Here is a 26,005-nt window from a genome sequence, read left to right on the forward strand (position 1 = left end):
ATGAACCCAAGCGAGATACTCCTAGCTTTAAAAAAAGAATTAAATCAAAACGAATATGAAAATTATATATCTATGTTAAAATTCAATGAAAAGCTAAGCAAAGCTGATTTTTTAGTTTTCAATGCTCCAAATGAACTTATCGCTAAATTCATACAAACAAAATACGCCCGCCAAATTTCACATTTTTACGAAGTACAAAGTGGAATTAAAGCTAATATCAACATACAAGCACAAAATCAAAAACATAGTAAAAATACAACTAAAATCGATATCGCAAATATCAAAGCACAAAGCACGATTTTAAATCCTTCTTTTACTTTTGAAAGTTTTGTCGTTGGAGACTCTAATAAATACGCTTATGGAGCTTGTAAGGCAATCGCACATAAAGATAAACTTGGTAAGCTTTATAATCCTATATTTATCTATGGACCTACAGGACTTGGTAAAACTCATTTGCTTCAAGCTGTAGGTAATGCTAGTTTAGAAATGGGTAAAAAAGTTATTTATGCAACAAGTGAAAATTTTGTCAATGAATTTACCTCAAATTTAAAAAATGGCTCTTTAGATAAATTTCATGATAAATATAGAAATTGCGATGTTTTACTCATAGATGATGTGCAGTTTTTAGGAAAAACAGATAAAATTCAAGAAGAATTTTTCTTTATATTTAATGAAATCAAAAATAATAATGGTCAAATCATAATGACTTCAGATAATCCACCTAATATGTTAAAAGGCATCACCGAACGTTTAAAGAGTCGTTTTGCACATGGGATTATCGCTGATATCACTCCACCACAACTTGATACTAAAATCGCTATCATAAGAAAAAAATGCGAATTTAATGATATCAATCTTTCTAATGACATCATAAATTACATCGCAACTTCTTTAGGGGATAATATAAGAGAAATTGAAGGAATTATCATCAGTTTAAACGCTTATGCAAATATAGTCGGACAAGAAATTACACTTGAACTTGCAAAAAGTGTTATGAAAGATCACATCAAAGAAAAAAAAGAAAATATCAGTATAGAAGATATTTTAGCTTTAGTTTGTAAAGAATTTAACATCAAACCAAGTGATGTGAAATCAAACAATAAAAAACAAAATGTAGTAACTGCTAGACGCGTTGCAATTTACTTAGCAAGAGAACTTACTAGTCTTACTTTTTCGCAATTGGCTAATTTTTTCGTAATGAAAGATCATACAGCTATTTCACATAATGTGAAAAAAATCAAAGAATTAATGGAAGAAAATAGCGAAACAAAAATCAAAATAGAAGAATTAAAAAATAAAATTTTAGCAAAAAGTCAAATTTAAGTGAAAAAAGGTGAAAAAATAGAAAGGCTATGTGAAAAAAATAGAATTAAGCAAAGTATGATAAAATACAAATTTAATGATTTTTTGCTGAAAAATTTCACAATTTCAACAGCCCTATTATTACGACGAATTTTAAAATTAAATATAAGCAAGGAGAAAAAATGAAACTTAGTATTAATAAAAATACACTTGAATCCGCTATACTTTTATGTAATGCCTACGTTGAAAAAAAAGATTCTAGCACGATTACTTCACACTTACTTTTTCAAGCTGAAGAAGATAAACTTATCATCAAAGCAAGTGATTTTGAAATAGGAATTAACTATAAAATAAGAAAAATTCGCGTTGAAAACAGTGGTTTTGCAACTGCAAATGCAAAAAATATAGCTGATGTTGTTAAAAGTTTAAACAATGAAGAAGTTGTCTTAGAAACCATCGATAATTTTTTATTTATAAGACAAAAAAGAACAAAATATAAATTGCCTATGTTTAATTATGAAGATTTTCCAGATTTCCCAAAAACAGAAGGGAAAAATCAATTTGATATTGATTCAAGTGATTTAAGTCGTTCTCTTAAAAAAATCTTACCAAGTATTGATACTAATAATCCAAAATATTCTTTAAATGGTGCTTTTTTAGATATTAAAACAGATAAAATTAATTTTGTTGGAACTGATACTAGACGCCTTGCTGTTTATACTCTTGATAAAAATAATTCTCAAGAATTTTCTATAAGTATTCCTAAAAAAGCTATTATGGAAATGCAAAAACTTTTTTATGAAAAAATAGAAATTTACTATGATCAAAATATGCTTATTGCTAAAAACGATAATTTTGAATTTTTTACTAAATTGATTAATGATAAATTTCCAGATTATGAAAAAGTTATACCAAAGGAATTTAAACAAAATCTTGAATTTTCAACCGAAGATTTTATTGACAGTCTTAAAAAAATTAGCGTTGTAACTGAAAAAATGAAACTTCATTTTAATAAAGATAAGATTATCTTTGAAGGTATAAGCTTAGATAACATGGAAGCAAAAACTGAACTTGAAATGCAAACAGGTGTAAGTGAAGAATTTACTTTAACTATAAAAATAAAATATTTATTAGATTTTTTAATGTCTATAGAAGAAGAAAAATTCAGCTTAAATGTTAATGAATCTAATCTAGCTTTCGTAGTTAAATCTCAAGGTTTATCTATGATCATTATGCCTATGATTTTGTAAGAAATTTTTTAAAAGCTTAGATAAAAAGGAAAATTATGCAAGAAAATTACGGCGGAAGTAATATTAAAGTTTTAAAAGGCTTAGAAGCTGTTAGAAAACGTCCAGGAATGTATATAGGTGATACCAATATAGGTGGACTTCATCATATGATTTATGAAGTAGTAGACAATTCTATCGATGAAGCCATGGCTGGACATTGTGATACTATTGATGTAGAAATTACTACTGAGGGAAGTTGTATCGTAAGTGATAATGGACGTGGTATTCCTGTAGATATGCATCCGACTGAAAATATGCCTACTTTAACTGTTGTCTTAACCGTTCTTCATGCAGGAGGTAAATTCGATAAAGATACTTATAAAGTTTCAGGCGGTTTACATGGAGTTGGAGTTTCTGTTGTAAATGCTCTTTCTAAAAAACTTGTAGCTACAGTTGAAAGAAATGGAGAAATTTATCGTCAAGAATTTTCAGAAGGTAAAGTTACAAGTGAATTTGGTGTGATAGGAAAAAGTAAAAAAACAGGAACTACAATTGAATTTTGGCCTGATAATACTATTTTTGAAGTGACTGAATTTGATTATGAAATTTTGGCTAAAAGATTTAGAGAACTTGCGTATTTAAATCCAAAAATCACTATTAATTTTAAAGATAATCGCGTAGGAAAAAGTGAAAGTTTTCATTTTGAAGGCGGAATTTCACAATTTGTAAGCGATATGAATAAAAAAGAAGCTCTAACAAAACCAATTTTTTTTAGCGTAGATGAAGAAGATGTCAATGTCGAAGTAGCTTTGCTTTATAATGATACTTATAGTGAAAATTTACTTTCTTTTGTAAATAATATCAAAACTCCAGATGGTGGAACTCATGAAGCTGGTTTTAGAATGGGTTTAACTCGTGTAATTGGTAATTATATCGAAGCTAATGCTAGTGCTAGAGAAAAAGACAATAAAATAACAGGTGAAGATGTAAGAGAAGGTTTAATCGCTGTTGTAAGTGTAAAAGTACCTGAACCACAATTTGAAGGACAAACTAAAGGCAAATTAGGATCTTCTTACGTGCGTCCTATCGTTTCAAAAGCTAGTTTTGAATATTTGACTAAATATTTTGAAGAAAATCCTATCGAAGCAAAAGCTATTATGAATAAAGCTTTAATGGCTGCACGTGGTAGAGAAGCAGCTAAAAAAGCTAGAGAATTAACCCGTAAAAAAGAAAGTCTAAGCGTTGGAACTTTGCCAGGAAAATTAGCTGATTGTCAAAGTAAAGATCCAAGTGAAAGTGAAATTTATCTTGTTGAGGGTGATTCTGCGGGTGGTTCTGCAAAACAAGGACGTGAAAGATCTTTTCAAGCGATCTTGCCTTTGCGTGGTAAAATTCTTAATGTTGAAAAAGCAAGACTAGATAAAATTTTAAAATCAGAACAAATTCAAAATATGATTACTGCTTTTGGTTGTGGTATAGGTGATGATTTTGACATTTCAAAATTAAGATATCATAAAATCATCATTATGACGGATGCGGATGTGGATGGATCGCACATACAAACCTTGCTTTTAACCTTCTTTTTCCGTTTTATGAATGAACTTGTAGCTAATGGACATATTTATCTTGCACAACCACCACTTTATCGTTATAAAAAAGGGCAAAAAAAAGAAATTTATCTTAAAGATGAAAAAGCTTTAAATGATTATTTGATCGAAACAGGAATTGAAAGTTCTAATTATGAAGGTATAGGATTAAATGATCTTAAAGACTTTTTAAAAATCGTTGCTGCTTATAGATCGGTTTTAAATGATCTAAAAAAACGTTTTAATGTGATTTCTGTGATTCGTTATCTTATAGAAAATCCTGATTTTATCAAAGAAAATAATGAAGAACTTTTTAAAATCATCAAAGCATTTTTAGATAAGCAAGGGCATAATATCTTAAATCATTATATCAATGAAAATGAAATTCGTATGTATATACAAACTGAAAATGGCTTAGAAGAGCTAATCATCAATGATGATTTATTTGCACATCCACTTTATGAAGAAGCAAATTATATCTTTAGTAAAATCAAAGAACGCGATTTAACTTTTGAAAAAGATATCTTAGAAATTTTAGATGAAGTTGAAAGAAATGCTAAAAAAGGAGCTTATATTCAACGTTATAAAGGTTTAGGTGAGATGAATCCTGAACAACTTTGGGAAACGACTATGGATCCAAGCATAAGAAGACTTCTTAAAATTACCATAGAAGATGCACAAAGTGCTAATGATACTTTTAATCTTTTCATGGGCGATGAGGTAGAGCCAAGACGTGATTATATCCAAGCACACGCTAAAGATGTGAAGCATTTGGATGTGTAACAAATAAAGAAGATTTTTCTTCTTTATTTAGAAACTGATTTAAAGATAATTTTATGAAAAAATATAGTTTTTTAGATTTGATCATAGATGTTTTAAAAGAAACTGAATTTCCTTTAAGTGCAAATGAAATTTGGCAATATGCTTTAGATAAAAATTTTGATAAAAAACTCCAAAGTTATCAAAATGGAACTTTAACTAAAACTCCTATTGCAAGTTTAACTGCTAAAATTTATGTTAATTTAAACAGTAAGAATTCTTCAATTTTAGTTGTTTCTAAAAATCCAACGAAATTTTGGTTAAAAGAAAGAGAAAATGAACTCAATCTAGTAAAATCAAAAAATATAGAAATTCAAAAAGAAGAAAGTAAATTTAGAGAAAGGGATTTACATCCTTTAGTAGTTAAGTTTTTATTTGAAAGTCCTGATTTTAATCTTTATTCTAAAACTATTTTTCATGAAAAATCTCATAAAGGAAAAAGTGGTGAAAATGAATGGATTCATCCTGATATAGTAGGTGTGCATTTTCCTTTTAAAGATTATGAAAATGAAACTTTTAAACTTTGCAAGAATTTAAATCAAATTTCTTATAAAATTTATAGTTTTGAGCTTAAAATAAAACTTGATTTTTCAAATTTAAGACAAAGTTATTTTCAAGCTGTGAGTAATTCTAGTTGGGCAAATGAAGGTTATTTGGTTGCTTTGGAATTTGATGATGAGATTATGAATGAGCTTTGGAGATTAAATAATGCTTTTGGAATAGGTTTTATTAAGCTTGATGTTAGAGATATTAATGATTCTAAAGTGATTATTAAAGCTAGAGAAAAATCGAATTTAGATCTTATTACTTTAGATTTATTAGTAAATAAAAATAAAGATTTTAACGAATTTATACAAAATTTAAATAAGGATATCAATATATCAGATATTGAAAGAATAGGATATAAATTTTATGATGAAATTTATAATGATGAAAAAATGCAAAAATATCTAAAAGATAAAAAAATTATTTAAGAGTTTTATCAAAAAAAGAAATTCACTTTTTTTGATAAAATTAAAATTATTTATTTTCTAAAATAACAGCTAGAGGAACTCTTCTTCTAGTGTTGTATTGTTCTCCGTAGTATTTTTCAAGATAATTTAAAATCTTTTCTTCATCTTCAGCTGGAATTTCCCACAAGCCTTCTTCTGCTTGCATCCATCTAATAGCAGCTAACCAAGCTTGTTTGTTAGCGTGCATATTTGTAATAAGTCCTGAATTATGACAAGCAAGACAATTAGCCTCTACTAAAGGTGAAACAGGATCGATGATTAAACCTGTTTCTGGATTTACTTTATAATCTTGAGCAAAAGAAAAACTCAAGCTTAAAGCAAGTAAAAATAAAATTTTTTTAAACATAATCAAACTCCGTATACATTCACTCTATGGCAAGCATTGTTTAAATAACCGCCTGGATTCCATTGTGCTAAAACCATAGGTTGGCTTTTGTTTTCACTATCAACCGCTCTAGCCCAAATTTCATAATATCCTTTTGTCGGAATAGAAACTTCAGCACTCCATTTTTGCCACGCTAAACGATTAAGTGGTTTTTCTACTTTAGCTTTAGTCCAAGTTACACCATAATCACAACTTACAAAAACATCTTTTACAAACAATTCTCCCGCCCAAGCTTTTCCTCTAACTTCAAATTTTTTATTAACTTTTACTTGAGTGCCATTTTTTATATTGGTGATTACAGATCTTACCGGCATTGATTCTATGATTTTTGTTTCGCCTTTATAGTTAAAATCACCTGGTTTAACAGGATTTACAGGAACTCTATAAGATCCTTCCATTTTTTCACCATCATGAACTTTATTTCTTACAACGATTTTGCTTAACCATTTTCCACTTGTACTTGCAGGATAACCTCCACAAACTAAACGTAAAGGATAACCATTATATAATGGGATGTCTTTTCCTTCATAAGCCCAAGCTACTAATGTTTCATCTTGTAAAGCTTTAGAAATAGGAACACCACGGCTAATAGGAGCACTTTCTTCACCATTTAATTTAGTGTCTATTCCATAATATCCAATATAAACAGCATCTTTTTTAAGACCACAATCTTCTAAAATATCTTTTAATCTTACTCCAGTCCATCTACCACAAGCTACAGCACCATAACCCCATTGAGTTCCTTTAGTGCTAGGTAAAACTTCTGCTCTTCCATTTCCACCACATTCAACAGTTAAAGCATAAGTATAAGTTTTAAATTTCTTTTTCAATTCATCCAAAGTATAAGTTTTAGAATTTACAACACTTTCACCACCAATTTCTAAAGTCCAACCTTTTTTTAATCTTGCTTTGATAGTTTCTAGAGTAGGTGGAACACCATTATTTCTAACAAAGAAATTTTCAGGTTTTGTAAAATCACTATCTAAAGCATAAATTTCTGTTTCTGCAGTCATTGGTCTATCACCATGATAGATCAAATCTTTTTTTCCTTCTAGTTTAAAATTTGATAATTCTTTCGCTAAAGCTTTGCTGCCTAAAAAATTTTTGAAAGAAAAACTAGATAACACGCTTATTCCAAGCAAACTAACTCCTAAATTTTTTAGAAAATCTCTTCTATTTTCTTCATTGTGATCAGTTTTTTTCATTGTAATTTCCTTTAATTTTTTAAATACGATAATTTTATTATAATTTAAATAATCTAAATAATTTATAATATTAATGTTTTTCATTAAAAAAAATTATTATTTTAAAATAATGATACAAAACTAAGTATTTTATAATAAAATAACATTTCGATGATTTTTATATAATCAAATTTTTATAATTTAAGGAGAAAAATTGACTTTACTTACAAATCCAGTTATAGTAAGCGTTTTGTTGATGAGCTTACTTTGTTTGTTTCGTTTTAATGTACTTTTAAGCCTTTTAATTTCAGCACTTGTAGCAGGAATGCTAGATCATATGCCATTAACAGAAAGCATGAACGTTCTAATTGATGGTATGCAAGGAAATTTAAAAACGGCTTTAAGCTATGTTATTTTAGGTGCAATTGCTGCGGCGATTTCTCGCACTCAATTAACAGCATATTTGATTAAAATAGTAAGTCATTTTATTTCTCATAAAAAATATTTATTGATTTTATCTATTGCTTTAATTTCTTGTTTTTCTCAGAATTTAGTTCCTATTCATGTGGCTTTTATCCCTTTGCTGATACCGCCACTTTTAAGTTTGTTTAATCGCTTAAAGATAGATCGTAGAGCGGTTGCTTGTGCTTTAACTTTTGGTCTTACAACTCCTTATATGGTTTTGCCTGTTGGATTTGGTTTGACTTTTCAAGATCTTTTAAGAGATAATCTTGAAAAAAATGGTATTAATGTGACTTTAAATGATGTCACCCATACTATGTATTTTGCAGCTATTTGTATGATTGCTGGACTTTTTTTAGCAATTTTTGTTTTTTATCGTAAACCAAAAGAATACAAAGAAATTGAACTAGCTAAAATCGACTTAGAAAATTTAACAATGACACGTAAAGAATGGGGTGTTTTAGCTGGATTGATTTTAACTTTAGTATTGCAAATTGTTACTATGAATTTACCTTTATCAGGACTTTTAGGCTTTATTTTAATGGTTATTTTAGGTGGAATTAAATATAGCAATGTTAATGAGATTTTTGATGATGGGCTTAAGACTATGGGATTTATCGCCTTTGTTATTCTTGTAGCAGCAGGTTATGGAGAAGTTTTAAGACATGGTGGAGCAGTGCAAGAACTTGTTAATTTTGTGATTCCATGGATAAAGCAAAGTAAATTTTTAGCTATTTTTTTAATGCTTTTAATTGGACTTATTGTAACTATGGGCATAGGAACTTCTTTTGGTACTATACCTATCATTGCTACGCTTTTTTGCCCTATTTGTATAGAGCTTGGTTTTAGTATTCCTTTGACGATTTTTATTTTAGGGGTAGCTGGAGCTTTAGGAGATGCTGGGAGCCCTGCTAGTGAAACTACAATGGGAACAACTGTAGGTTTAAATGCCGATAAACAACACGATCATATTAAAGATACCTGCATACCAACTTTTATTTTTTACAATGGTCCTTTACTGATTTTAGGAAGTATTATTGCTATGTTTTTATAGCATCTAGTTTATATTCTTATTTATGCTATAATCCTTATAAATAGTGAAATTAATTTATAAGGAGTGAAGATGAATTTAGAGGATATTTTAGAAAAAAATCAAAGCGTAGGACTTTATGATTCTAAAAATGAGCATGATGCTTGCGGGATTGCTGCTGTTGCTAATATACGTGGTATTGCTTCTTATAAAGTTATTTGTAATGCTTTAGAAATTTTAATGAATCTTGAGCATAGAGGAGGTTTTGGAGCTGAAGAAAATTCAGGAGATGGAGCTGGAATTTTAATCCAAATTCCACACGATTTTTTTAAAACTCAAGAATTAGGCTTTGAACTTCCTAAAAAAGGCAATTACGCTGTTGCACAAATGTTTTTATCTCCTAATTTAGAGGCTAAAGAAGAAGCTAAAGCCATATTTTTACAAGGTTTAAAAGACAAAAATCTTGAATTTTTAGGATTTAGAGAAGTTCCTTTTAATCCTAGCGATATAGGAAAGAGTGCTTTAAGAGCTATGCCTTATTTTTTACAAGCTTTTGTGAAAAAGCCTGATGAGGTTAATGCAGGAATTGAATTTGAAAGAGTGCTTTATGCTTGCCGTCGTCTTATAGAAAAAAGGGCCATAAATGTGCCTAAATTTTATTTTTCTAGTTTTTCTTCTAGAACTATTGTTTATAAAGGGATGTTGCTTTCAACGCAATTGAGTGATTTTTATCTTGATTTTAAAGATGTCAATATGAAATCAGCCATAGCGTTGGTACATTCTCGCTTTTCTACTAATACTTTTCCAAGCTGGGAAAGAGCACATCCAAATCGTTATATGGTGCATAATGGTGAGATTAATACTATACGAGGCAATGTTGATGGTATTAGATCAAGACAAGATTTGATGCAAAGCGATTATTTTGAAAATTTGGATGAAATCTTTCCAATTATTGCTAAAGAAAGTAGTGATTCTGCTATGTTTGATAATACTTTAGAATTTTTAGCTTTAAATGGTAGAACTTTAGAAGAAGCTTTTATGATGATGGTGCCTGAACCTTGGCATAAAAATGAAAATATGCAAATTCATAAGCGTGCATTTTATGAATATCATTCTTTATTGATGGAACCTTGGGATGGTCCTGCAGCCATAGTTTTTACAGATGGTGTGATTATGGGGGCAAGTTTAGATAGAAATGGTTTTCGTCCTTCAAGATATTATCTTACAAAAGATGATATGCTAATACTTTCTAGCGAAACAGGGGCTTTAAAAATAGATGAAAAAAATATTAAAGCTAAAAAACGCTTGGAGCCAGGAAAGCTTTTGCTTGTTGATACGGCAAGGGGAAGGGTGGTAACTGATAATGAAATTAAAGAACATTATGCTAATGCTAAGCCTTATCAAAAATGGCTTACAAATTTAATTGATCTTGAAAAACAAAATAGTGGAGTTTATAAACACAAATTTTTAAAACAAGATGAAATTTTTAAACTTCAAAAAATTTTTGGTTGGGATGAAGTCGAGCTTAGCATAAAAACTATGGCACAAAATGGTAAAGAAGCAATCATTTCTACCGGAGTTGATACGCCTTTAGCTATTTTATCTAAAAATTACCAGCCTTTGTATAATTATTTTAAGCAGCTTTGTGCACAAGTGACTAATCCTCCGCTTGATTCTATACGAGAAGAAATTGTAACTTCAACAAGAATTTATTTAGGTTGTGAGGGAAATTTATTAAAACCCGATGAAAAGAATGCTAAACGTGTAAAAATTTCTTTACCAATTATCAGTAATGAAGAATTATTTGAGATTAGATCTTTGAAAAATTTTAAAGTAAAAGAATTTTCTATACTTTATGATTATTCTAAAATGAATTTAGAAAAAGCTTTAGATAATCTTTTTATAGAAATAGAAAAAGAGATAAAAAAAGGGACTTCTATTGTTATTTTAAGTGATAAAGGAGCTGATGAAAATAATGCTTACATCCCTGCTTTGCTTGCAGTTTCTGGAGTGCATAATTATTTAGTTAGAAAAAATTTAAGAACACATACAAGTATTATTATAGAAAGTGCAGAGCCAAGAGAAATTCATCATTTTGCTTGTCTTTTGGGCTATGGTGCTACAGTGATTAATCCTTATTTGGTTTATGAAAGTATTTATAAACTTATTCAAGATAAAGAACTTGATTTAAGTTATGAAAAAGCGGTTGAAAATTTCATCCATGCAAGCTCAAATGGTATAGTAAAAATTGCTTCTAAAATGGGTGTTTCTACTTTGCAAAGTTATAATGGATCAGCACTTTTTGAATGCTTGGGATTAAATTCTAAAATGATTGATAAATATTTTGGTTCTACTGTTTCTCGTATAGAGGGTATTAGCTTACATGATTTTGAAAAAGAGTTTCTTTATTTTTATAAAAATGTTTTTAATGAGAAAGATTTTAAAGAAGAACATTTAATCGATCCTATGATTGTTTTTAATCTTCAAAAAGCATGTCAAACCAATGATTATAAAATTTTTAAAAAATATTCTTCTTTGGTCGATGAAAAACAAATTACATTACGTTCTTTAATGGAATTTGATTTTAATGAAGCTATTAGTATTGATAAAGTAGAAAGCGTAGAAAGCATAGTAAAACGTTTTAGAACAGGTGCTATAAGCTATGGATCAATTTCTAAAGAAGCTCATGAGTGTTTGGCTATGGCAATGAATAAAATAGGTGCAAAATCAAACTCAGGTGAGGGTGGTGAAGATGAACAACGCTATGAAAGCGATAAAAATTCCGCTATAAAACAAGTTGCAAGTGGGCGTTTTGGAGTGGATTTAAATTATTTAATTCATGCAAAAGAAATTCAGATTAAAGTTGCCCAAGGTGCAAAACCAGGAGAAGGGGGTCAATTATTAGGCTTTAAAGTTTATCCTTGGATTGCCAAGGCTAGACATTCTACTCCAGCTGTGACGCTTATTTCTCCGCCGCCACATCATGATATTTATTCTATTGAAGATTTGGCTCAGCTTATTTATGATTTAAAAAATGCAAATAAAGATGCCAAAATTTCAGTAAAGCTTGTTAGCGCAAACGGTATAGGAACTGTTGCTGCTGGTGTTGCAAAATCAGGAGCAAATTCTATCTTAATTTCAGGTTATGATGGAGGAACAGGAGCAAGTGCTAGAACTTCTATTTTGCATGCCGGAATTCCTTGGGAATTAGGCCTTACTGAAGCGCATCAAACTCTTATTTTAAATAAACTGAGAGATAGAATAAAATTAGCAGTTGATGGCAAACTTATGACAGGAAGAGATTTAGCTATAGCAGCACTTTTAGGAGCTGAAGAATTTGGTTTTGCTACTGCAGTTATGATAGTAATGGGTTGTAGTATGAATAAGGTTTGTCATCTTAATACTTGTCCAGTTGGAATCGCCACTCAAGATATCAATCTTAGAAAGAATTTTAAAGGAAAAGTGGATGAAGTTGTTAATTTTATGTATTTTATAGCTGAAGAATTGAGAGAATATATGGCTAAATTAGGTTTTGAACGCTTAGATGATATGATAGGTCGCGTAGATAAACTTTATCAAAAAAATGTTCAAGCTAAAGCAGGAAAAATTAATTTAGATAAAATTTTAAAATCTTTATCCACTTACAATAAAACCGCAGTGCATTTTAAAGATTATAAAGATAATAAACTTGAAAAAACGATTGATTATAGAATTTTACTCCCACTTTGTAAAAATGCTATAAAAAAACCGATTAAACTTTCTTTAGAAGTAGGCAATCAAAGTAGAACTTTTGCTACTATGCTTTCAAGTGAAATTTTAAAAATTTATGGAAAAGACGCTTTAATGGAAGATAATATTCATATTAAAGCTATAGGGAATGCTGGAAATAGTTTTGGAGCTTTTTTGATAAAAGGGATCAAGCTTGAGATTATCGGGGATAGCAATGATTATTTAGGAAAAGGTTTAAGTGGAGGAAAAATCATCGCTAAAATTTCAGATGAAGCAACTTTTTCACCTGAAGAAAATATTATTGCAGGAAATGCTTGTTTGTATGGTGCAACCGAAGGTGAAGTATATCTTGATGGTATAGCTGGAGAGAGATTTTGTGTAAGAAATTCAGGCGCTAAAGCTGTGGTTTTAGGAATGGGAATTCATGGATGTGAATATATGACAGGTGGGCTTGTGGTTGTGCTTGGTGATATAGGTGCTAATTTTGCAGCTGGTATGAGCGGAGGTGTTGCTTATATATTAGGAAGACACAATGAAGTTCATGTTAATACTGAGTTTGTAGATATTAAAGATTTGAGTGCTAAAGATGAAAAAGAATTAAAAAAGATGATAGAAAAGCATATTTTTTATACTGATTCTAAAAAAGCTAAAGATATATTAGATAAATTTGATAAGAAAGATTTTTTTAAAATTATGCCAAGGGATTATGAAAAAATGTTAAAAATGCTTGAAATTTGTAAGCATGAAAAAGATCCAGATTTGGCAGCTTTTTTGAAAATCACACAAGGATAAAAAGGAGGAAAAATGGCAGGATTTCAGCCAGCAATAACAATTAATGAAGCAATGCAAAGAATTAAAAATAATGAATATTTGCTTCCAGCTTTTCAAAGAGAATATGTATGGAAACCTTGGCAGATTGAAGAATTATTTGATTCGTTAATGAGAGGTTATCCTATAAGTTCTATGCTTTTTTGGCAAGTTAAAGATGAGAGTAAAACAGCTTGGAAATTTTATAGATTTTTAGAGTATTATCGTGAAAGATATCATACGCACAATGATTATTTTAATACCTCAAGTCATAAAGACTTTTATGCTGTTTTAGACGGACAACAACGTCTTACTTCTTTATATCTTGCATTGTTTGGGCATTATGATATACATAGAAGTCATCATAAACGGGAAAATGATGATAAAAATTTTAAAATTTGTGATTTTTATTTTAATCTTACTCAAAGCAAAAAACCAGAGAATGAAAACGTTGAATATGAATTTTTATGGCTTGATAAAGTGGAAACAAAGGAACAAGATATTTATATAGACAAATATCAGCAAAAATGGTTTAAATGCAAGAGTATTTATAATATAGCAGATATTAATGAAATTATGGAAATTTCAGAAAATAGCAATTTACAAAAAGAAGAAAGAAAACGTTTAAGTGAGTTTCATACTTTGATATTTAATACTAAAGATCGATCCAAGATTAATTTTTATTTAGAAGAAGAAAAAAATCCAGATAAAGCAGTCAATATTTTTATTAGAATCAACTCGAATGGAGAGTCGCTTGATTATTCTGATATTTTATTTAGTATTGCTATTGCCAATTGGAATAAAATTGATGCAAGAACAGAAATAAATAATCTTGTAGATAAAATCAATGAAAATTTTAAAATTTCTAAAGACTTAATTCTTAAGGGATTCTTGTATTTATTTCATCAAAATATTAAATTTCAAATCAATAGTTTTGACAAAAATTTTATAGAATTTATAGAAACTAAATGGGAAGATATAAAGAATGCTTTTATTGAAACTTTTAAATTACTTAGAAGTTTTGGGTTTGAAGCAAAAACGTTATCATCAAATAATGCAGTTTTACCTATTTTATATTTTATTTATCATAAAAATTTAACCAATAATATTGTTGAATCTGTAGGATGTCAAGAAAATAGAGAATTGATAAAAAAATGGCTGCTTAGAGTTATTATTTTTAAACCATTTGGCGGAAGTGGAGACACTGTTTTGACCAATATGCGTAAAGCTTTTATTAAAGAATTTAAGCAAAATGAAGTATTTTTTGATAGAGAGATAGAGTTATTTCCATTGCAAGAAATTGAAAAAGAGGCAAAATATAATCAAAAAATAGATGATGATTTTTTAAAAGATAATGTGTTGGTGCATCGTAAAAGTAGCTCAGAAGCATTCGCTGTATTAGCTTTGCTTTATCCAAATTTAGATTATAAAAATAATGATTTTGATAAAGATCATTTACACCCAGAATCTGCTTATGTTAAATATGAAAAAATTTATAAAGAGAAAAATGAGGGTTATTGGAATTTTCAAGTCTATGATTCTTTGCTAAATTTGCAAATGCTTGATAAAAATGAAAACAAGTCTAAAAAAGATAAACCTTTAAAGCAATGGGTGGATGAAAATTGCAAGGATGATAGAAAAGCATTTTTAGAAAAACATTTAATACCAGATGTTGATTTGTCTTTGGAAAATTTTAACGAGTTTTTAGAGGCAAGAGAAAGATTAATGATAGATAAATTAAAGGAAAAATTAAATTTGTATTAATTACAAAAGCTTAAAACTTTTTCTATGTAATTTACAAATTCCAAATTTGGCTATTAATTCTCTATGAATTTTGGTACCATAGGCTTTATTTTTTTCAAATTCATAATAGGGGAATTCTTTAGCCAAAAAATTCATAACTCTATCTTTGCTTACTTTGGCAAGTATGCTAGCTGCACTTACTTGTAAAATTTTAGCATCCGCTTTAACTAGGGTTTTGATATTGTTAATTCCAAAATTCGTATTGCCATCATACAAAAAATGAGAATGTATTTTAAAATGTCTTTTTATAAGTGTTAAACCTGTTTTTAAACAAGCGCTAAGTCCTAGATTATCAATTTGTTCAGATGAAAAAGCTAGAATGAGATAGTTTGAATTTTGTATGATTATTTCATAAAGTTTTTCGCGTTTTTTTTCACTAAGTTTTTTAGAGTCGCAAAGTCCGTCTATTTTTTTATTAAGCTTGCAAGCTGCCATCATCATAGGACCTGCCAAAGCTCCACGTCCAGCTTCATCAATACCTACTAAATTTTCATCATATTCTGGTAAAAGTTCATTTTCTGGAAATAAAAGTTTCATAAAAATATTTTAACCAGTTTTTTATTTTATATTCTTTATTTTGTTTGAAATTTTCAAGATTGAAAGTTTTGTAAATTTGTATAATTTTTTCTTTTTTTAAAAAAGAAGGATCGATTTTTATGCCAATTAGATTATCTAAATTTTTGTCAATATATTCTTCTAATTTTATCCAGTTTTTTTTGGTTTTATAAATCACTTTGTCTTTTTTTACAAAAGGAAAATGATAATTTGTAAGTTGTGTTTGGTAAAAAGTGATATGAGGTTTATTGATAATTATTGCTTCATATGATTTTAGATTATTATATTTTGATATTTTTGCAGGATCAATTTCATTCCAATTACGAGAATCTCCTTTAACTAGAGCTTCTCTAAAACATAAATTTTCATTTTTAATAAGCCAATGATCTATTTCATCTATAAATAAAGTCTTACTTGTTGGTTTGGGAATGATATAAACTTGTTCTTTAATTACAGCAAAATCCATTCTTGCTATAGATACAACATCATTTTCATTTTTGGGAATATAAAAACTTTTATAAAGTTTTTGGGCATCATAAATTTGATCTACATCGATTTTGATAAACCATTCTCCCTTAGGAATAAAGCTAAGAACCCAATTATAATAGTAATAAAGTTTATTTTTTTCTTTTTTAGGGCTTTGAATTTGTATAGAAAAGGGATATTTTTTAGGAATAAAAGTTGGATATTTTTTACAAAATTCTAAAATAAATTCTTCACTTCCATCATCGCAATCATTATAAGCAATGATACCTCTTTGTATTGCTGGAAGAATACTTTCTAAGGAACTTTTTAAAGTTGAAATTTCATTTTTTACCCTTATAAAAGCCCAAGGATTTAGTGGCGATTTTGTATTTTTTGAATTTTTATCGAGGTTAAAAAATCCATAATGACCCCCCCCCATATTGTTCATTTTTTTAATAAAATATTCATTAGAAAAAGAATGAATTTGTTTTAATAATTTTGAGTCAATTAAAATATCAATATCATTAAGATTAATATCTTTTATCATATTTTAACAATCCTGATTAATTTTTGAAATATTTTAACACAAATAGATGTTTTTATTAATTAGAATTTTATTTATTTAAATTATTAAAGAAAGAGTGAAAATTTTTTACTGCTTAGGTATTTAAATTTGCATTATTAAAATACAAAAGCAGTGTTATTAAATTAGCCTAAAAATTCTCTTTTAAAATATTCTCTTGGAGCTTTACATAAAGGACAGGCTGCTGGAGCTTTTTTACCACGATGGATATGTCCGCAAACTTCACAAACCCATAAATCTTCTTCTTCGCTATTAAAGAATTCTTCTTCTTCAAGCATTTTTTTAAGAGCTAAATATTCTCTTTCATGTTCAATTTCTACTTTTCCAATAGCGGTAAATAGTCTTGCTATAGCTTTTTTACCTTCATCTTCTGCAATTTTAGCAAAATTTGGATACATGGTTGTATGTTCATAGTTTTCACCTTCTGCTGCGGTTACAAGATTTTTTGTTGTTACTTCTAAAGGTTTTCCATCTACGATTTCATGATAAGCTTTAAATTCAGCTCTTGCATGCCATTTTTCATTTTCAGCAGCTTCTCTAAAATGTCTAGCGACTGCATGCCATCCTTCTTCTTCTGCAACATCAGCAAATAAGTCGTATTTATTTCTAGCCATAGACTCTCCCGCAAAAGCTTTCATAAGATTTACAGCCGTTAAATCTGTTGTTATACATTGCATTTCTTCGCCACAACAAGTAAGTTTTCCTCCACCTACAACTTGAATTTCAACTTCATTGCCGCATTTTGAGCACTTATAAGTTTCATACTGTCTCATTTGGACTCCTTTTTTAAATATGAGCACGTATTGTATTATAAAAAAATATTTTTGTCAATTGATAATTTTTATCAATTATAAAGATAAAAATTTTTAATTTTCGATTTCTTTTGTGATACGATTTCTTATATCACGACGTACAATTTCTATACCCCAAAGCCAAACTATATGCCCAAAAAATTCAGATAAGTGCTCATCAAAAGGAATTTCTGAAAGAGGAGGAACTTCTGCAATTAAAGGCATAACAATTACATGAGCAAAAAGATAAACAAAAAAACCAAAAACAGCTCCTTGCCACATTGTTATTTTGTGCCATTTTTCTGCTATCATACAATATGCTATTGCAAATATAATAGAAAATCCCACATGAACTATAAAAATCGACAAAGGCATTTGTATACCTGAAAATGTATAAGTCCAATCGGTAGATAATCCTAATTGTTCTAGAAAAATTTTAGGCGGAGTTGTGCGCTCTAATGCATCTATTGGCCAAAATATATTAGGATTTCGAGGAGGAAAAGGTACTTCCCATCCCCATTTTACAATTGCACCAAAAATACCTGCTAAAATTCCTATAAAAAATGCTAGAGTATATTTTCTATCAGTTTTCATAGTCTCTCCTTTTTTTTGGATTTGATTACAATTGATTCTACTGCTTTCAATTTTTTTTGTCAATAAATATATTTAATTTATTTTAAATTTTAAAATATTCTTTAAGCTTTGTGCATATTTCAAAAAAATTTACTCCATCTATAGTGCGGTTTTTTTCAAAAAAATCATACATTCCTAAAAAACCATTTTCAAGTTCTTTGGATTTAACGCCATAGCTGATACTAAGTCCAGCTTCTATAAAGGCAGCGAGCTTATCGCAATATTTCAAAGCTTTACCGTCAATTGCTCCAAAATCATTTTCATTAAAAGAACTTAAGCTGCCACTGCAAAGCTCTATTTTTTTATTTTTATAAGTGCGATTTTCAAATTCATTTTTAACAAAATTAGGCTCCCCTGCTCTTCCTTCTCTAATGCCAAGTATAAAAGAGAATTCAGCTCTTAAATTTTCAGGTACAAAAGGGAGAATTTTTTCATTAATTAATTTCATTTCGTAATCATTTATAATTTCATGAAGACCTTCTATCCCATATTTAACAGGACTAATAATATCTCTTGTAAGACTTTCTGGTAAGTCATGAAATAAAGCACAATAAAAATTATTTTCCAATCTTTTATCACAAGCTTTGATTTTTAAAGAATAAAAATAACCTAAAATTGCAACTACTAGCATATGTCCAAGTACCGCAGTTTCTGGAATTCTTGGAGTTTGTGCCCAGCGTTTTTGAAAACGAAGCCTCCCACTAAGATCAATTATCTTTGCTATTTTTTGATTTAATGCGATTTTTCTAGCTCCTATTAATTCATAGTAGTCTTCTAATTCTTCTTCAACTTTGTTTTTAATTTCATCAATATCGCTTAAAAAAGCTGAGGTTTGATAGACAATATTAAATTCCCATTTTGTAGCAAAATAAGAAGCGGCTTTTAAAATTAGCCTTTCTTTGGCATAAGAATTGCTATGAAGATAGTTTTCAAAACGCTTAAGAAACTCTCCATCTTCAATATCTATTATCATAGGTTCAATTTTGCTTAAAACCCAAGCATTCACTTCATCTTTTTTTTGGCGTACGATTTCATGATAAACATCAGGGCGTATATCAGTCACTACAACACGACTTAAAAATTCAAAAATACCTCCTTCTATAATCATTTTCATATCAATATCTTTTTCCATTTTGGCAATAAAATATGCGATAATAAATTTATGCGCTTGTTTGTCAAGTTCAACTAAATTTGCCATTCTTGGATAATCATTCCAGCGGCTAATAGAAGCGGCTTTAAAAATATGTTCTATAAGTTTTATATTTATCATATAATTACCTTTTATATTTTAGATTAAAAAAATTCGTTAAAATAATAAAAATTATAACAAATTAAGGATAAGAATGAGTAAAAAGGCACTTTGTATAATCAGCGGAGGAATGGATAGTACTTTATGTGCTTATTTAGCTAAAAAAGAAGGCTATGAGATTGTAGCTTTGCATTTTGATTACGAACAAAGAACTCAAAAAAAAGAAAGAGAATGTTTTGAAAAAATTTGTCAGACTCTAAAAGTTGAAAAAACTTATATTTTGGATGTAAGTTTTATTAAAACTATAGGTGGAAATGCTTTAACTAATACAGAGTTAAGTATACCTAAAAATGAACTTCTTTTAAATAATGTCAATCCACCTATAACTTATGTTCCTTTTCGCAATGGAATTTTTTTAAGTATAGCAGGGTCTTTAGCTGAAAAAGAAAACTGTGAAAGTATCTTTATAGGAGTTGTGGAAGAGGATGGTAGTGGTTATCCTGATTGCACTTTTGAATTTATAAAAAAAGCAGAGAATTTTATCAATAACGGAACGAGTAAAAATTTTAAAGTCTCATTAAAAACACCTCTTATTAAACTTAATAAGGGTCAGATTGTCGAGCTGGCTTTAAGTGAAAATGTTCCATTAGAGCTCACTTGGTCTTGTTATGAAAATAATGACGAAGCTTGTGGAGAGTGCGATAGTTGTTTACTTCGTTTAAGAGGTTTTAAAAAAGCAGGAATAAAAGATAAGATCAAATATAAAAATAATTAGATTATTAAAGAATGAAATAAGATTCAGATAAAATTTAAAAATTTTTACTTTCACCAATAATAAGAAAAATTAAAAATAATTATTAGATTTAAGTTTTTTAAATATGAAAGTCCTAGTTTAACTAGGACTTAAGTTTTAATTTAAGGCAAAGAGTTTATTTGCTCCATCTTGATAAGAAAGAATATTGATTTTTCCATCTTTAAAGAAAATACTTCTTGCATTAGTTATAGTATTTGGAAAAGATAGGGTTTTAATAACTTCTTCTTTAACTGGATCAATTACCGCTATAACATTATGATTTTTACTTAGAGCATATATTTTTCCATCTTTATCAGTCATTGAAGTGATATAAAGATCGCCCAAAGTTCTACCTTCTTTAAGATCTGCTTTTGGTGTGAATTCTCCAGATAAAACAAGATCTTTTAAAGAGTATTTAGAGATAACAAAGGTTTTAGCATCTTTATTGTTTGGAACTGTAGCAAGATAAAAATATTTATCATCTGTAGTCATACTTGCTACGTGATTAAATTTAGATCTTACGGTGCTTAATCTTCCACGACCCAAATCTTTTCCTTGACCCTCAAAGTGATTGGCTCCTTTTACAAAATCAGCATATTGTAAAGTATCATTTGCATTTGGATTTTTCTTAAATCTTAAGAAAGATTTATTAGAGCCCATAAGGATAAATTTATCATTCATATAAGGAATGATTCCTATAATAGGATCAATGCTTGCTGAAAAATATGGATCAAGTTCAAAACTATCTTTTGTGGTAAAATTATTATCTAAGAAATACACATCCCATTTAGAACTTGCTACAAATTCATCATTAATAAAGTCCAGAGTATTGATTGCTTTATTGAAATTAATAGTTTGCTCATCTAATATTTTAAGATTTTCATCGATTTTTGCAAATGGAGAATTATTGACATCATTATCAAATTTAATTCCTAGTTTATCGCTTGCTGGTGCAAAAGCATAATCGGGAGCTTTAACATCACGTTTTCCTAAGAAAGAGATATTTTGCCATAATCCATGCCAACTATCTGTACTCCAAATAATATATTTTGGATTAAGGGTAAATCTTACAGGATCTCCTTGGCCTACATAAGGGAATATTCCAGTTCCTACAAAAGCTTGAAAAACATTAGAAGCTACAATAATAGCACTAATAACAACAGCGGCAAGTGAGAAGCCGGTATATTTTCTAAATTTTTCACCATTTAATTCTTTATCAAAAGCACTGAATTTTGGTGCAAAAATAAAAATAAAACCTAAAAGCAATACAACAGCCCAAAATACAACTTCGGCCCAAAAATAGGTATGAATTCCAAAAACAGGCAAGCCAAAACCTTGATCTAAATCTTCCATAGCATGATTTCCAAAATGAGCAAAAGACTGATAAAGACCCGCTGCAGTCATAATCAAAAGAGCAGCTAAATATTTTCCTTTCATACCATAACGAACTATGAAAAGAGCCATTACCCCGATAAAAATCATCGCTTCTCTTTGTCCCCAGCAAAGTACACAAGGGCTATCAGCTAGAAAGTAACCAAAAATAATATTTGCAGTTCCTACAGGTAAAAGTATGATTAAAAAACCCGCTAGACACATTAAGGTATAAAATTTTTTTGCTTTATTAATTTCGTTCATTTTTTATCCTTTTTACAAATTCATTATGGTTAAAAGTCCAGTTGATTTGTGACCAACATAAAAAATAATCATCATAAGCCAAGCTATCATCACTAAACTAAAAGCCAAATTTTCTTTTTCTGGTTTTTTAATGATGAGTATTAAGGCAACAAAAATTAATAAAAGTTCCAAAAACTCCATAATAACTCCTTTTTAGCTAAAGTTATTAAATTGTACCCCATTAAAATAAAATAAAAATAAAATATTTAATCTATATTTATAAAATACGGAAAAAATTATTTAAAATTATTAAGTTTTTGCGAAAGCTTAGAAGCTCCATTGAAAACATTGCTAGAAATATTATTTATTTCACAAGAAAGATTTTTAATAAGATTAGCAAGTTCATTTACCTTATCAACGCTATTTCTTAAAACAATCATTTTTTCTTGCACTTCTGTACTTTTATCTTTCATAAATTGAGTCGATTGTATAGAGCTTTCTAGCTTATGCATAGAATTAATAAGTTCTTGTTGCAAACTATTAGTTTTGTCTGAAGTTTCTTTCATGGACTCGTGAATAAGATCCATCAAAGATTTATTATCATTGATTTGTTGTACAATAGTATTAACAGTAGCATTAATACTTAAAAGAGATTTGCTTGTTTTCTCAGCAAGTTTTCCAACCTCATCAGCAACTACTGCAAAACCTCTACCATGCTCACCCGCTCTAGCTGCCTCAACAGCTGCATTAAGGGCAAGTAAATTGGTTTGATCTGCTATATCTCTAACAGAGTCAGTAATTTCTATAATATTGTCAGCACTTTGAGTTAAGTTATCCATATTAACAACAACATTTTGTTCTTTTGCATTATTTTCATTAATAAGATCAACAAGTTGAGTAAGGGTGCTTCCGACTTTATTCATCAGTAAATGCATATCTTGCATATTATCAACACTTTCTTGTGCTAAATTTCCAGCTAAAACGATATGATCATCTAAGACATTGGTAATTTCTTTAACATTTTCAATTTGATTATTTTGAGAATTTGAACTCTCTTCAAGAGTGTTAGCATTGTTTTTCAATTGTTCAGAATTTTTATGATTGGCTTCTGCATTTTCAATTGCTTCAAGTACAGAATTTTGAACAACCGAAATAAAAGTATTAATATATGCAGCACTTTGTCCTAATTCGCTTTTTGGATCGATATTTAATCTAGAGGATAAATTAGCTTCTTTGCTAGCTAGATTAGTACTTAATTTTTCTAAGATTCTTACAGGAATAATAACTTTTTTTAAGGTAATAGAAATAAATAAGATTAATAAAACAAAAATCAAGGCAAAAACTCCAATTGCCACATATAATTTTTGTATATTAATTTTATCAATATTTGATTGTGTGATTTGATTGAGGCGATTAAGCTCTTTGGCCAGTGTAGCATCAGCATAAATAGTTGAATCACCTTGCATAATTTGAATTTGTTTTAAAATCATTTTATAATGGGTTGCAAAAAGCTCTAGGGTATCATTATTTTTCATCATCGATAAATTTTGTATTAAAGCATCTAAATGTTTTAAGGTGGTTTTTTCTAAAACATTTTCTGTCGCAATAATCCTAAGAATAGCATTCATTGTTTTTATATTTTGAATATCTTTTTTGCTTAAATTATTTTCAGTTTCATCAAAATAATCTTTAGCTAATTCAAAAAGATAAAATTTAGAATTTACTGCAATTGAATTTGCTGATTTGAAATGATCTAATTGTGCTAATTTTTCTTGAAAAATAGTTTCAGTGCGAGAATCATCAATCCCTAATTTTTTAAGTTTTTTTAGCATATTTTCCATTTGTTTAACTGCTGCAACACTTTCATCATAATTGATAAAATTAAAACTATTTTGAAAAACTTTATCAATACGGGTATTTAAAATTTGAAGCATTTGTAAAGTATTTATAATTTCTTTAGCATTTTTGCTTGAGGTGTAGTTATTAAAAATAATTCCTAATAATATAAAAATAGCAATCAATGTACAAATTGCCAAAAAAATAAATTGATATAAAAAAGAAATTTTTTTATTGGATGCTGTCATGGTATTCTCCTGTTAAGCTTTCTAGAAAAGCTACTATATCATCTACAGTTTCTTGATTTAAAAATTTTCCAAGTTGATAATAAGCCATAAACTGGACACAAGCATCTAAAGTTGGTATGCTTCCATCGTGATAATAAGGAGCTGTTTTGGCAATATTTCTAAGGCTTGGTACTTTAAATACCATTTTATCGCTTTCTTTTTTTGTGATTTCATAACGTCCTAAATTTTCTTGATTAGGATATTCTTGAAAAATACCAATTTTTTGAAACATATTACCACCTATATTTTGTCCTTGATGGCAAGAAATACAACCTTGAGCTTTGAATTCTTCATAGCCTCTTTTTGCTTTTTCAGAAATTGCATTTTTATCCCCTTTTAAATATCTATCAAAAGGAGAATCTGGAGTAATAAGTGTTTTTTCAAATTCTTTAATCGCATCAGCTATATTATCTACAGTAATTTCTCCATAAATATCTTTAAAACTCTTTACATAGTCAGGATTTGCATTTACTTGTTTTAAAAGAAATTCTGGAGTTAATCCCATCTCTTTAGGATTAAACAAAGGTACTTTTGCCTGCTCTTGTAGATTTTGTGCTCGTCCATTCCAAAATTGGACAAAATTAAATACAGAATTAAAAGTTGTTGGTGTGTTAAAAGGTGTATCTAGTTGATTGTTTACTCCTGTTGAATTTGTAGTATTGTCAACTCCATAATTATTAATATTATGGCAAGTATTGCAAGATATCTTTCCATCTTTAGATAAGGAGGTGTCCATATATAATTTTTTTCCAAGAATAGCCTTTTCTTTGTTATAGTTTATTTTATCTGGAAGCGGAGTGATCATATCAATTGCAAATGTTGTTGTTATTAAAAATAGCATTGCATAGAATATTTTCATTGTCTGGTTTCCTTAATTTTTAAAGTTTCATAATCATAATGTAAAATTTATTAATTAATAATAAATTTTTAAAGCATTAGATATGTAAGATTTGTATAAATTCATTTTCAATATTTTTTTTAGAATTGATAATAAATTGATCATTTTTAAAAGTAAATTTTAAAGCATTAGCATGTAAACATAAACGTTTAGCACCTGTTAGACGGATTCTTTCACTAGAATTTATTTTTCCATCCAGTATAGCTTCAATTTCTTCTTTTTTTAAACCATAAAGTGGATCACCTAATATAGGATATTTTGCATGATATAAATGAATTCTTATTTGATGCTGCCTTCCTGTTAAAGGTTTGCAGAGCAAAAGAGTGCAATTATGTTTAGGAAAAAAATTTAAAATTTCAAATTCGGTTAAAGCTTTTTTTCCTTTTTCACAGATTTGCATTCTGGTTTTAACATCATCGTAATTTTGGATTAAATCAATACAAGCATCAATCTTAAAATTTTTTTCTATTTTTCCTGAAACTAAAGCTAAATACTCTTTTTGAATTTGTCTTTTTTCAAACATGGTTTTAAATTCAATTTGGGCATTTTTATTTTTTGTAACTAGAATTAACCCACTTGTTTCTTTATCAAGGCGATGGGCTATACAAGCTTGTTTTCCCCATAAATGCCAAATTTCGTCGCTAAGACTATATTGGCAATGCCTTCCATTAGGATGACTTAAAACACCACTTGGTTTTTCAAGCACAGCAAAATCTTCATTTTCAAATACGATTTCCACTCCTCTTGGATGATTTTCATAAACAATGAGCTCTACAATTCCATTTAAAATTTTATTTTTTTCTTCAATTAAATTTCCATTACAAAAAAGTCTTTTTTTATCAATCAATCTTTGCGCTTCATTTATGGGAATTTTTAAAGATTCCATTAAGACCTGAAACGCCTTTTTTCCATTATTAGGTAGTTTTATTTTTATATAGGGCATTTAACTTCT

Annotated in this window: 20 protein-coding genes and 1 pseudogene; 8 read left to right on the forward strand and 13 right to left on the reverse strand. The window is 28.7% G+C overall.

The window, feature by feature from the left end:
• From dnaA to CMOL_RS00020, 4 genes are all read left to right on the forward strand, one after another.
• Nucleotides 1-1,323, forward strand: coding sequence for a chromosomal replication initiator protein DnaA (gene dnaA, locus CMOL_RS00005; protein WP_239820294.1), 1,323 nt, complete (start codon nucleotides 1-3; stop codon nucleotides 1,321-1,323).
• A 161-nt stretch (nucleotides 1,324-1,484) separates the two neighbouring features.
• A complete protein-coding gene (dnaN, locus tag CMOL_RS00010; RefSeq protein ID WP_239820295.1) occupies nucleotides 1,485-2,552 on the forward strand; it encodes a DNA polymerase III subunit beta in 1,068 nt (355 codons plus the stop codon).
• A 35-nt stretch (nucleotides 2,553-2,587) separates the two neighbouring features.
• On the forward strand, nucleotides 2,588-4,900 hold the full coding sequence (gyrB, locus tag CMOL_RS00015; RefSeq protein ID WP_239820296.1) for a DNA topoisomerase (ATP-hydrolyzing) subunit B: 2,313 nt from the start codon (nucleotides 2,588-2,590) through the stop codon (nucleotides 4,898-4,900).
• Nucleotides 4,901-4,953: 53 nt separating this feature from the next.
• A complete protein-coding gene (locus CMOL_RS00020; protein WP_239820297.1) occupies nucleotides 4,954-5,910 on the forward strand; it encodes an HrgA protein in 957 nt (318 codons plus the stop codon).
• Between the two features lie 46 nt (nucleotides 5,911-5,956).
• On the opposite strand, the gene sorB is transcribed toward CMOL_RS00020, so the two are convergent.
• On the reverse strand, nucleotides 5,957-6,295 hold the full coding sequence (gene sorB / locus CMOL_RS00025; RefSeq protein ID WP_200281474.1) for a sulfite:cytochrome c oxidoreductase monoheme cytochrome C subunit: 339 nt from the start codon (nucleotides 6,293-6,295) through the stop codon (nucleotides 5,957-5,959).
• A gap of 2 nt (nucleotides 6,296-6,297) precedes the next feature.
• Nucleotides 6,298-7,539, reverse strand: a complete 1,242-nt coding sequence (gene sorA / locus CMOL_RS00030; RefSeq protein WP_200281476.1) for a sulfite:cytochrome c oxidoreductase molybdopterin oxidoreductase subunit — start codon at nucleotides 7,537-7,539, stop codon at nucleotides 6,298-6,300.
• A 193-nt stretch (nucleotides 7,540-7,732) separates the two neighbouring features.
• On the opposite strand from sorA, the gene CMOL_RS00035 reads away from it, so the two are divergent.
• The 3 genes from CMOL_RS00035 to CMOL_RS00045 all read left to right on the forward strand — a co-directional run bounded on the left by CMOL_RS00035 (nucleotide 7,733) and on the right by CMOL_RS00045 (nucleotide 15,310).
• On the forward strand, nucleotides 7,733-9,034 hold the full coding sequence (locus tag CMOL_RS00035; RefSeq protein WP_200281478.1) for a Na+/H+ antiporter family protein: 1,302 nt from the start codon (nucleotides 7,733-7,735) through the stop codon (nucleotides 9,032-9,034).
• A 69-nt stretch (nucleotides 9,035-9,103) separates the two neighbouring features.
• Entirely contained in the window at nucleotides 9,104-13,531 is a 4,428-nt protein-coding gene (gene gltB, locus CMOL_RS00040; RefSeq protein WP_239820298.1) for a glutamate synthase large subunit, read from the forward strand.
• Between the two features lie 12 nt (nucleotides 13,532-13,543).
• The gene (locus CMOL_RS00045) at nucleotides 13,544-15,310 is read left to right on the forward strand and encodes a DUF262 domain-containing protein (protein ID WP_200281482.1); all 1,767 of its coding nucleotides are present in this window, start codon (nucleotides 13,544-13,546) and stop codon (nucleotides 15,308-15,310) included.
• On the opposite strand, the gene CMOL_RS00050 is transcribed toward CMOL_RS00045, so the two are convergent.
• The 5 genes from CMOL_RS00050 to CMOL_RS00070 form a co-directional block, all read right to left on the reverse strand.
• Nucleotides 15,311-15,886 carry a ribonuclease HII gene (locus CMOL_RS00050; RefSeq protein WP_200281484.1) on the reverse strand — a complete coding sequence of 192 codons (576 nt, stop codon included), beginning with the start codon at nucleotides 15,884-15,886 and terminating at the stop codon, nucleotides 15,311-15,313.
• Complete coding sequence (locus CMOL_RS00055) at nucleotides 15,861-16,916, reverse strand: beta-1,4-N-acetylgalactosaminyltransferase (RefSeq protein WP_200281487.1); 1,056 nt, start codon at nucleotides 16,914-16,916, stop codon at nucleotides 15,861-15,863. The genes CMOL_RS00050 and CMOL_RS00055 overlap by 26 nt, the downstream gene beginning before the upstream one ends.
• Before the next feature lie 161 nt (nucleotides 16,917-17,077).
• A complete protein-coding gene (locus CMOL_RS00060) occupies nucleotides 17,078-17,725 on the reverse strand; it encodes a ferritin family protein (protein ID WP_200281489.1) in 648 nt (215 codons plus the stop codon).
• Between the two features lie 93 nt (nucleotides 17,726-17,818).
• Nucleotides 17,819-18,337, reverse strand: a complete 519-nt coding sequence (locus tag CMOL_RS00065) for a YagU family protein (protein WP_239820299.1) — start codon at nucleotides 18,335-18,337, stop codon at nucleotides 17,819-17,821.
• Between the two features lie 82 nt (nucleotides 18,338-18,419).
• Nucleotides 18,420-19,646 carry an HD domain-containing protein gene (locus tag CMOL_RS00070; RefSeq protein ID WP_239820300.1) on the reverse strand — a complete coding sequence of 409 codons (1,227 nt, stop codon included), beginning with the start codon at nucleotides 19,644-19,646 and terminating at the stop codon, nucleotides 18,420-18,422.
• 73 nt (nucleotides 19,647-19,719) lie between these two features.
• Here CMOL_RS00070 and queC point away from each other — a divergent pair, with 73 nt between their 5' ends.
• The gene (gene queC, locus CMOL_RS00075) at nucleotides 19,720-20,400 is read left to right on the forward strand and encodes a 7-cyano-7-deazaguanine synthase QueC (RefSeq protein ID WP_200281498.1); all 681 of its coding nucleotides are present in this window, start codon (nucleotides 19,720-19,722) and stop codon (nucleotides 20,398-20,400) included.
• Between the two features lie 135 nt (nucleotides 20,401-20,535).
• Here queC and dsbI read toward each other — a convergent pair whose 3' ends face one another.
• The 6 genes and pseudogenes from dsbI to CMOL_RS00105 all read right to left on the reverse strand — a co-directional run bounded on the left by dsbI (nucleotide 20,536) and on the right by CMOL_RS00105 (nucleotide 25,996).
• Entirely contained in the window at nucleotides 20,536-22,053 is a 1,518-nt protein-coding gene (gene dsbI, locus CMOL_RS00080) for a disulfide bond formation protein DsbI (RefSeq protein ID WP_200281501.1), read from the reverse strand.
• Between the two features lie 12 nt (nucleotides 22,054-22,065).
• Nucleotides 22,066-22,233, reverse strand: a complete 168-nt coding sequence (gene dba / locus CMOL_RS00085) for a disulfide bond formation protein Dba (RefSeq protein ID WP_200281504.1) — start codon at nucleotides 22,231-22,233, stop codon at nucleotides 22,066-22,068.
• Nucleotides 22,234-22,328: 95 nt separating this feature from the next.
• Nucleotides 22,329-22,976: a methyl-accepting chemotaxis protein gene (locus tag CMOL_RS07850; RefSeq protein ID WP_374269639.1), complete on the reverse strand. Its 648-nt coding sequence runs from the start codon at nucleotides 22,974-22,976 to the stop codon at nucleotides 22,329-22,331.
• 459 nt (nucleotides 22,977-23,435) lie between these two features.
• Nucleotides 23,436-24,116 (reverse strand): annotated as a pseudogene (locus tag CMOL_RS07855) (DAHL domain-containing protein); the annotation flags it as partial.
• Entirely contained in the window at nucleotides 24,100-25,014 is a 915-nt protein-coding gene (locus CMOL_RS00100; protein ID WP_200281510.1) for a cytochrome-c peroxidase, read from the reverse strand. The pseudogene CMOL_RS07855 and the gene CMOL_RS00100, both read right to left, overlap by 17 nt.
• Before the next feature lie 76 nt (nucleotides 25,015-25,090).
• A complete protein-coding gene (locus CMOL_RS00105; RefSeq protein ID WP_239820301.1) occupies nucleotides 25,091-25,996 on the reverse strand; it encodes an RluA family pseudouridine synthase in 906 nt (301 codons plus the stop codon).
• Nucleotides 25,997-26,005: the final 9 nt, after the last annotated feature.

The sequence above is a fragment of the Campylobacter sp. RM10537 genome (genome assembly GCF_022369435.1).
In the GTDB taxonomy this organism is placed as follows: Bacteria; Campylobacterota; Campylobacteria; order Campylobacterales; family Campylobacteraceae; genus Campylobacter_D; species Campylobacter_D molothri.

Excerpts from the sequence above, each read along its gene's own strand:
- CMOL_RS00045 (WP_200281482.1), top strand. The coding sequence starts at position 13,544 with ATGGCAGGATTTCAGCCAGCAATAACAATTAATGAAGCAATGCAAAGA.
- CMOL_RS00020 (WP_239820297.1), top strand. The coding sequence starts at position 4,954 with ATGAAAAAATATAGTTTTTTAGATTTGATCATAGATGTTTTAAAAGAA.
- dnaN (WP_239820295.1), top strand. The coding sequence starts at position 1,485 with ATGAAACTTAGTATTAATAAAAATACACTTGAATCCGCTATACTTTTA.
- CMOL_RS00070 (WP_239820300.1), bottom strand. The coding sequence starts at position 19,646 with ATGATAAATATAAAACTTATAGAACATATTTTTAAAGCCGCTTCTATT.
- CMOL_RS00060 (WP_200281489.1), bottom strand. The coding sequence starts at position 17,725 with ATGAGACAGTATGAAACTTATAAGTGCTCAAAATGCGGCAATGAAGTT.
- sorA (WP_200281476.1), bottom strand. The coding sequence starts at position 7,539 with ATGAAAAAAACTGATCACAATGAAGAAAATAGAAGAGATTTTCTAAAA.
- CMOL_RS00050 (WP_200281484.1), bottom strand. The coding sequence starts at position 15,886 with ATGAAACTTTTATTTCCAGAAAATGAACTTTTACCAGAATATGATGAA.
- gltB (WP_239820298.1), top strand. The coding sequence starts at position 9,104 with ATGAATTTAGAGGATATTTTAGAAAAAAATCAAAGCGTAGGACTTTAT.
- CMOL_RS07850 (WP_374269639.1), bottom strand. The coding sequence starts at position 22,976 with ATGCAAGATATGCATTTACTGATGAATAAAGTCGGAAGCACCCTTACT.
- dnaA (WP_239820294.1), top strand. The coding sequence starts at position 1 with ATGAACCCAAGCGAGATACTCCTAGCTTTAAAAAAAGAATTAAATCAA.
- CMOL_RS00105 (WP_239820301.1), bottom strand. The coding sequence starts at position 25,996 with ATGCCCTATATAAAAATAAAACTACCTAATAATGGAAAAAAGGCGTTT.
- dsbI (WP_200281501.1), bottom strand. The coding sequence starts at position 22,053 with ATGAACGAAATTAATAAAGCAAAAAAATTTTATACCTTAATGTGTCTA.
- sorB (WP_200281474.1), bottom strand. The coding sequence starts at position 6,295 with ATGTTTAAAAAAATTTTATTTTTACTTGCTTTAAGCTTGAGTTTTTCT.
- dba (WP_200281504.1), bottom strand. The coding sequence starts at position 22,233 with ATGGAGTTTTTGGAACTTTTATTAATTTTTGTTGCCTTAATACTCATC.
- CMOL_RS00100 (WP_200281510.1), bottom strand. The coding sequence starts at position 25,014 with ATGAAAATATTCTATGCAATGCTATTTTTAATAACAACAACATTTGCA.
- CMOL_RS00055 (WP_200281487.1), bottom strand. The coding sequence starts at position 16,916 with ATGATAAAAGATATTAATCTTAATGATATTGATATTTTAATTGACTCA.
- queC (WP_200281498.1), top strand. The coding sequence starts at position 19,720 with ATGAGTAAAAAGGCACTTTGTATAATCAGCGGAGGAATGGATAGTACT.
- gyrB (WP_239820296.1), top strand. The coding sequence starts at position 2,588 with ATGCAAGAAAATTACGGCGGAAGTAATATTAAAGTTTTAAAAGGCTTA.
- CMOL_RS00065 (WP_239820299.1), bottom strand. The coding sequence starts at position 18,337 with ATGAAAACTGATAGAAAATATACTCTAGCATTTTTTATAGGAATTTTA.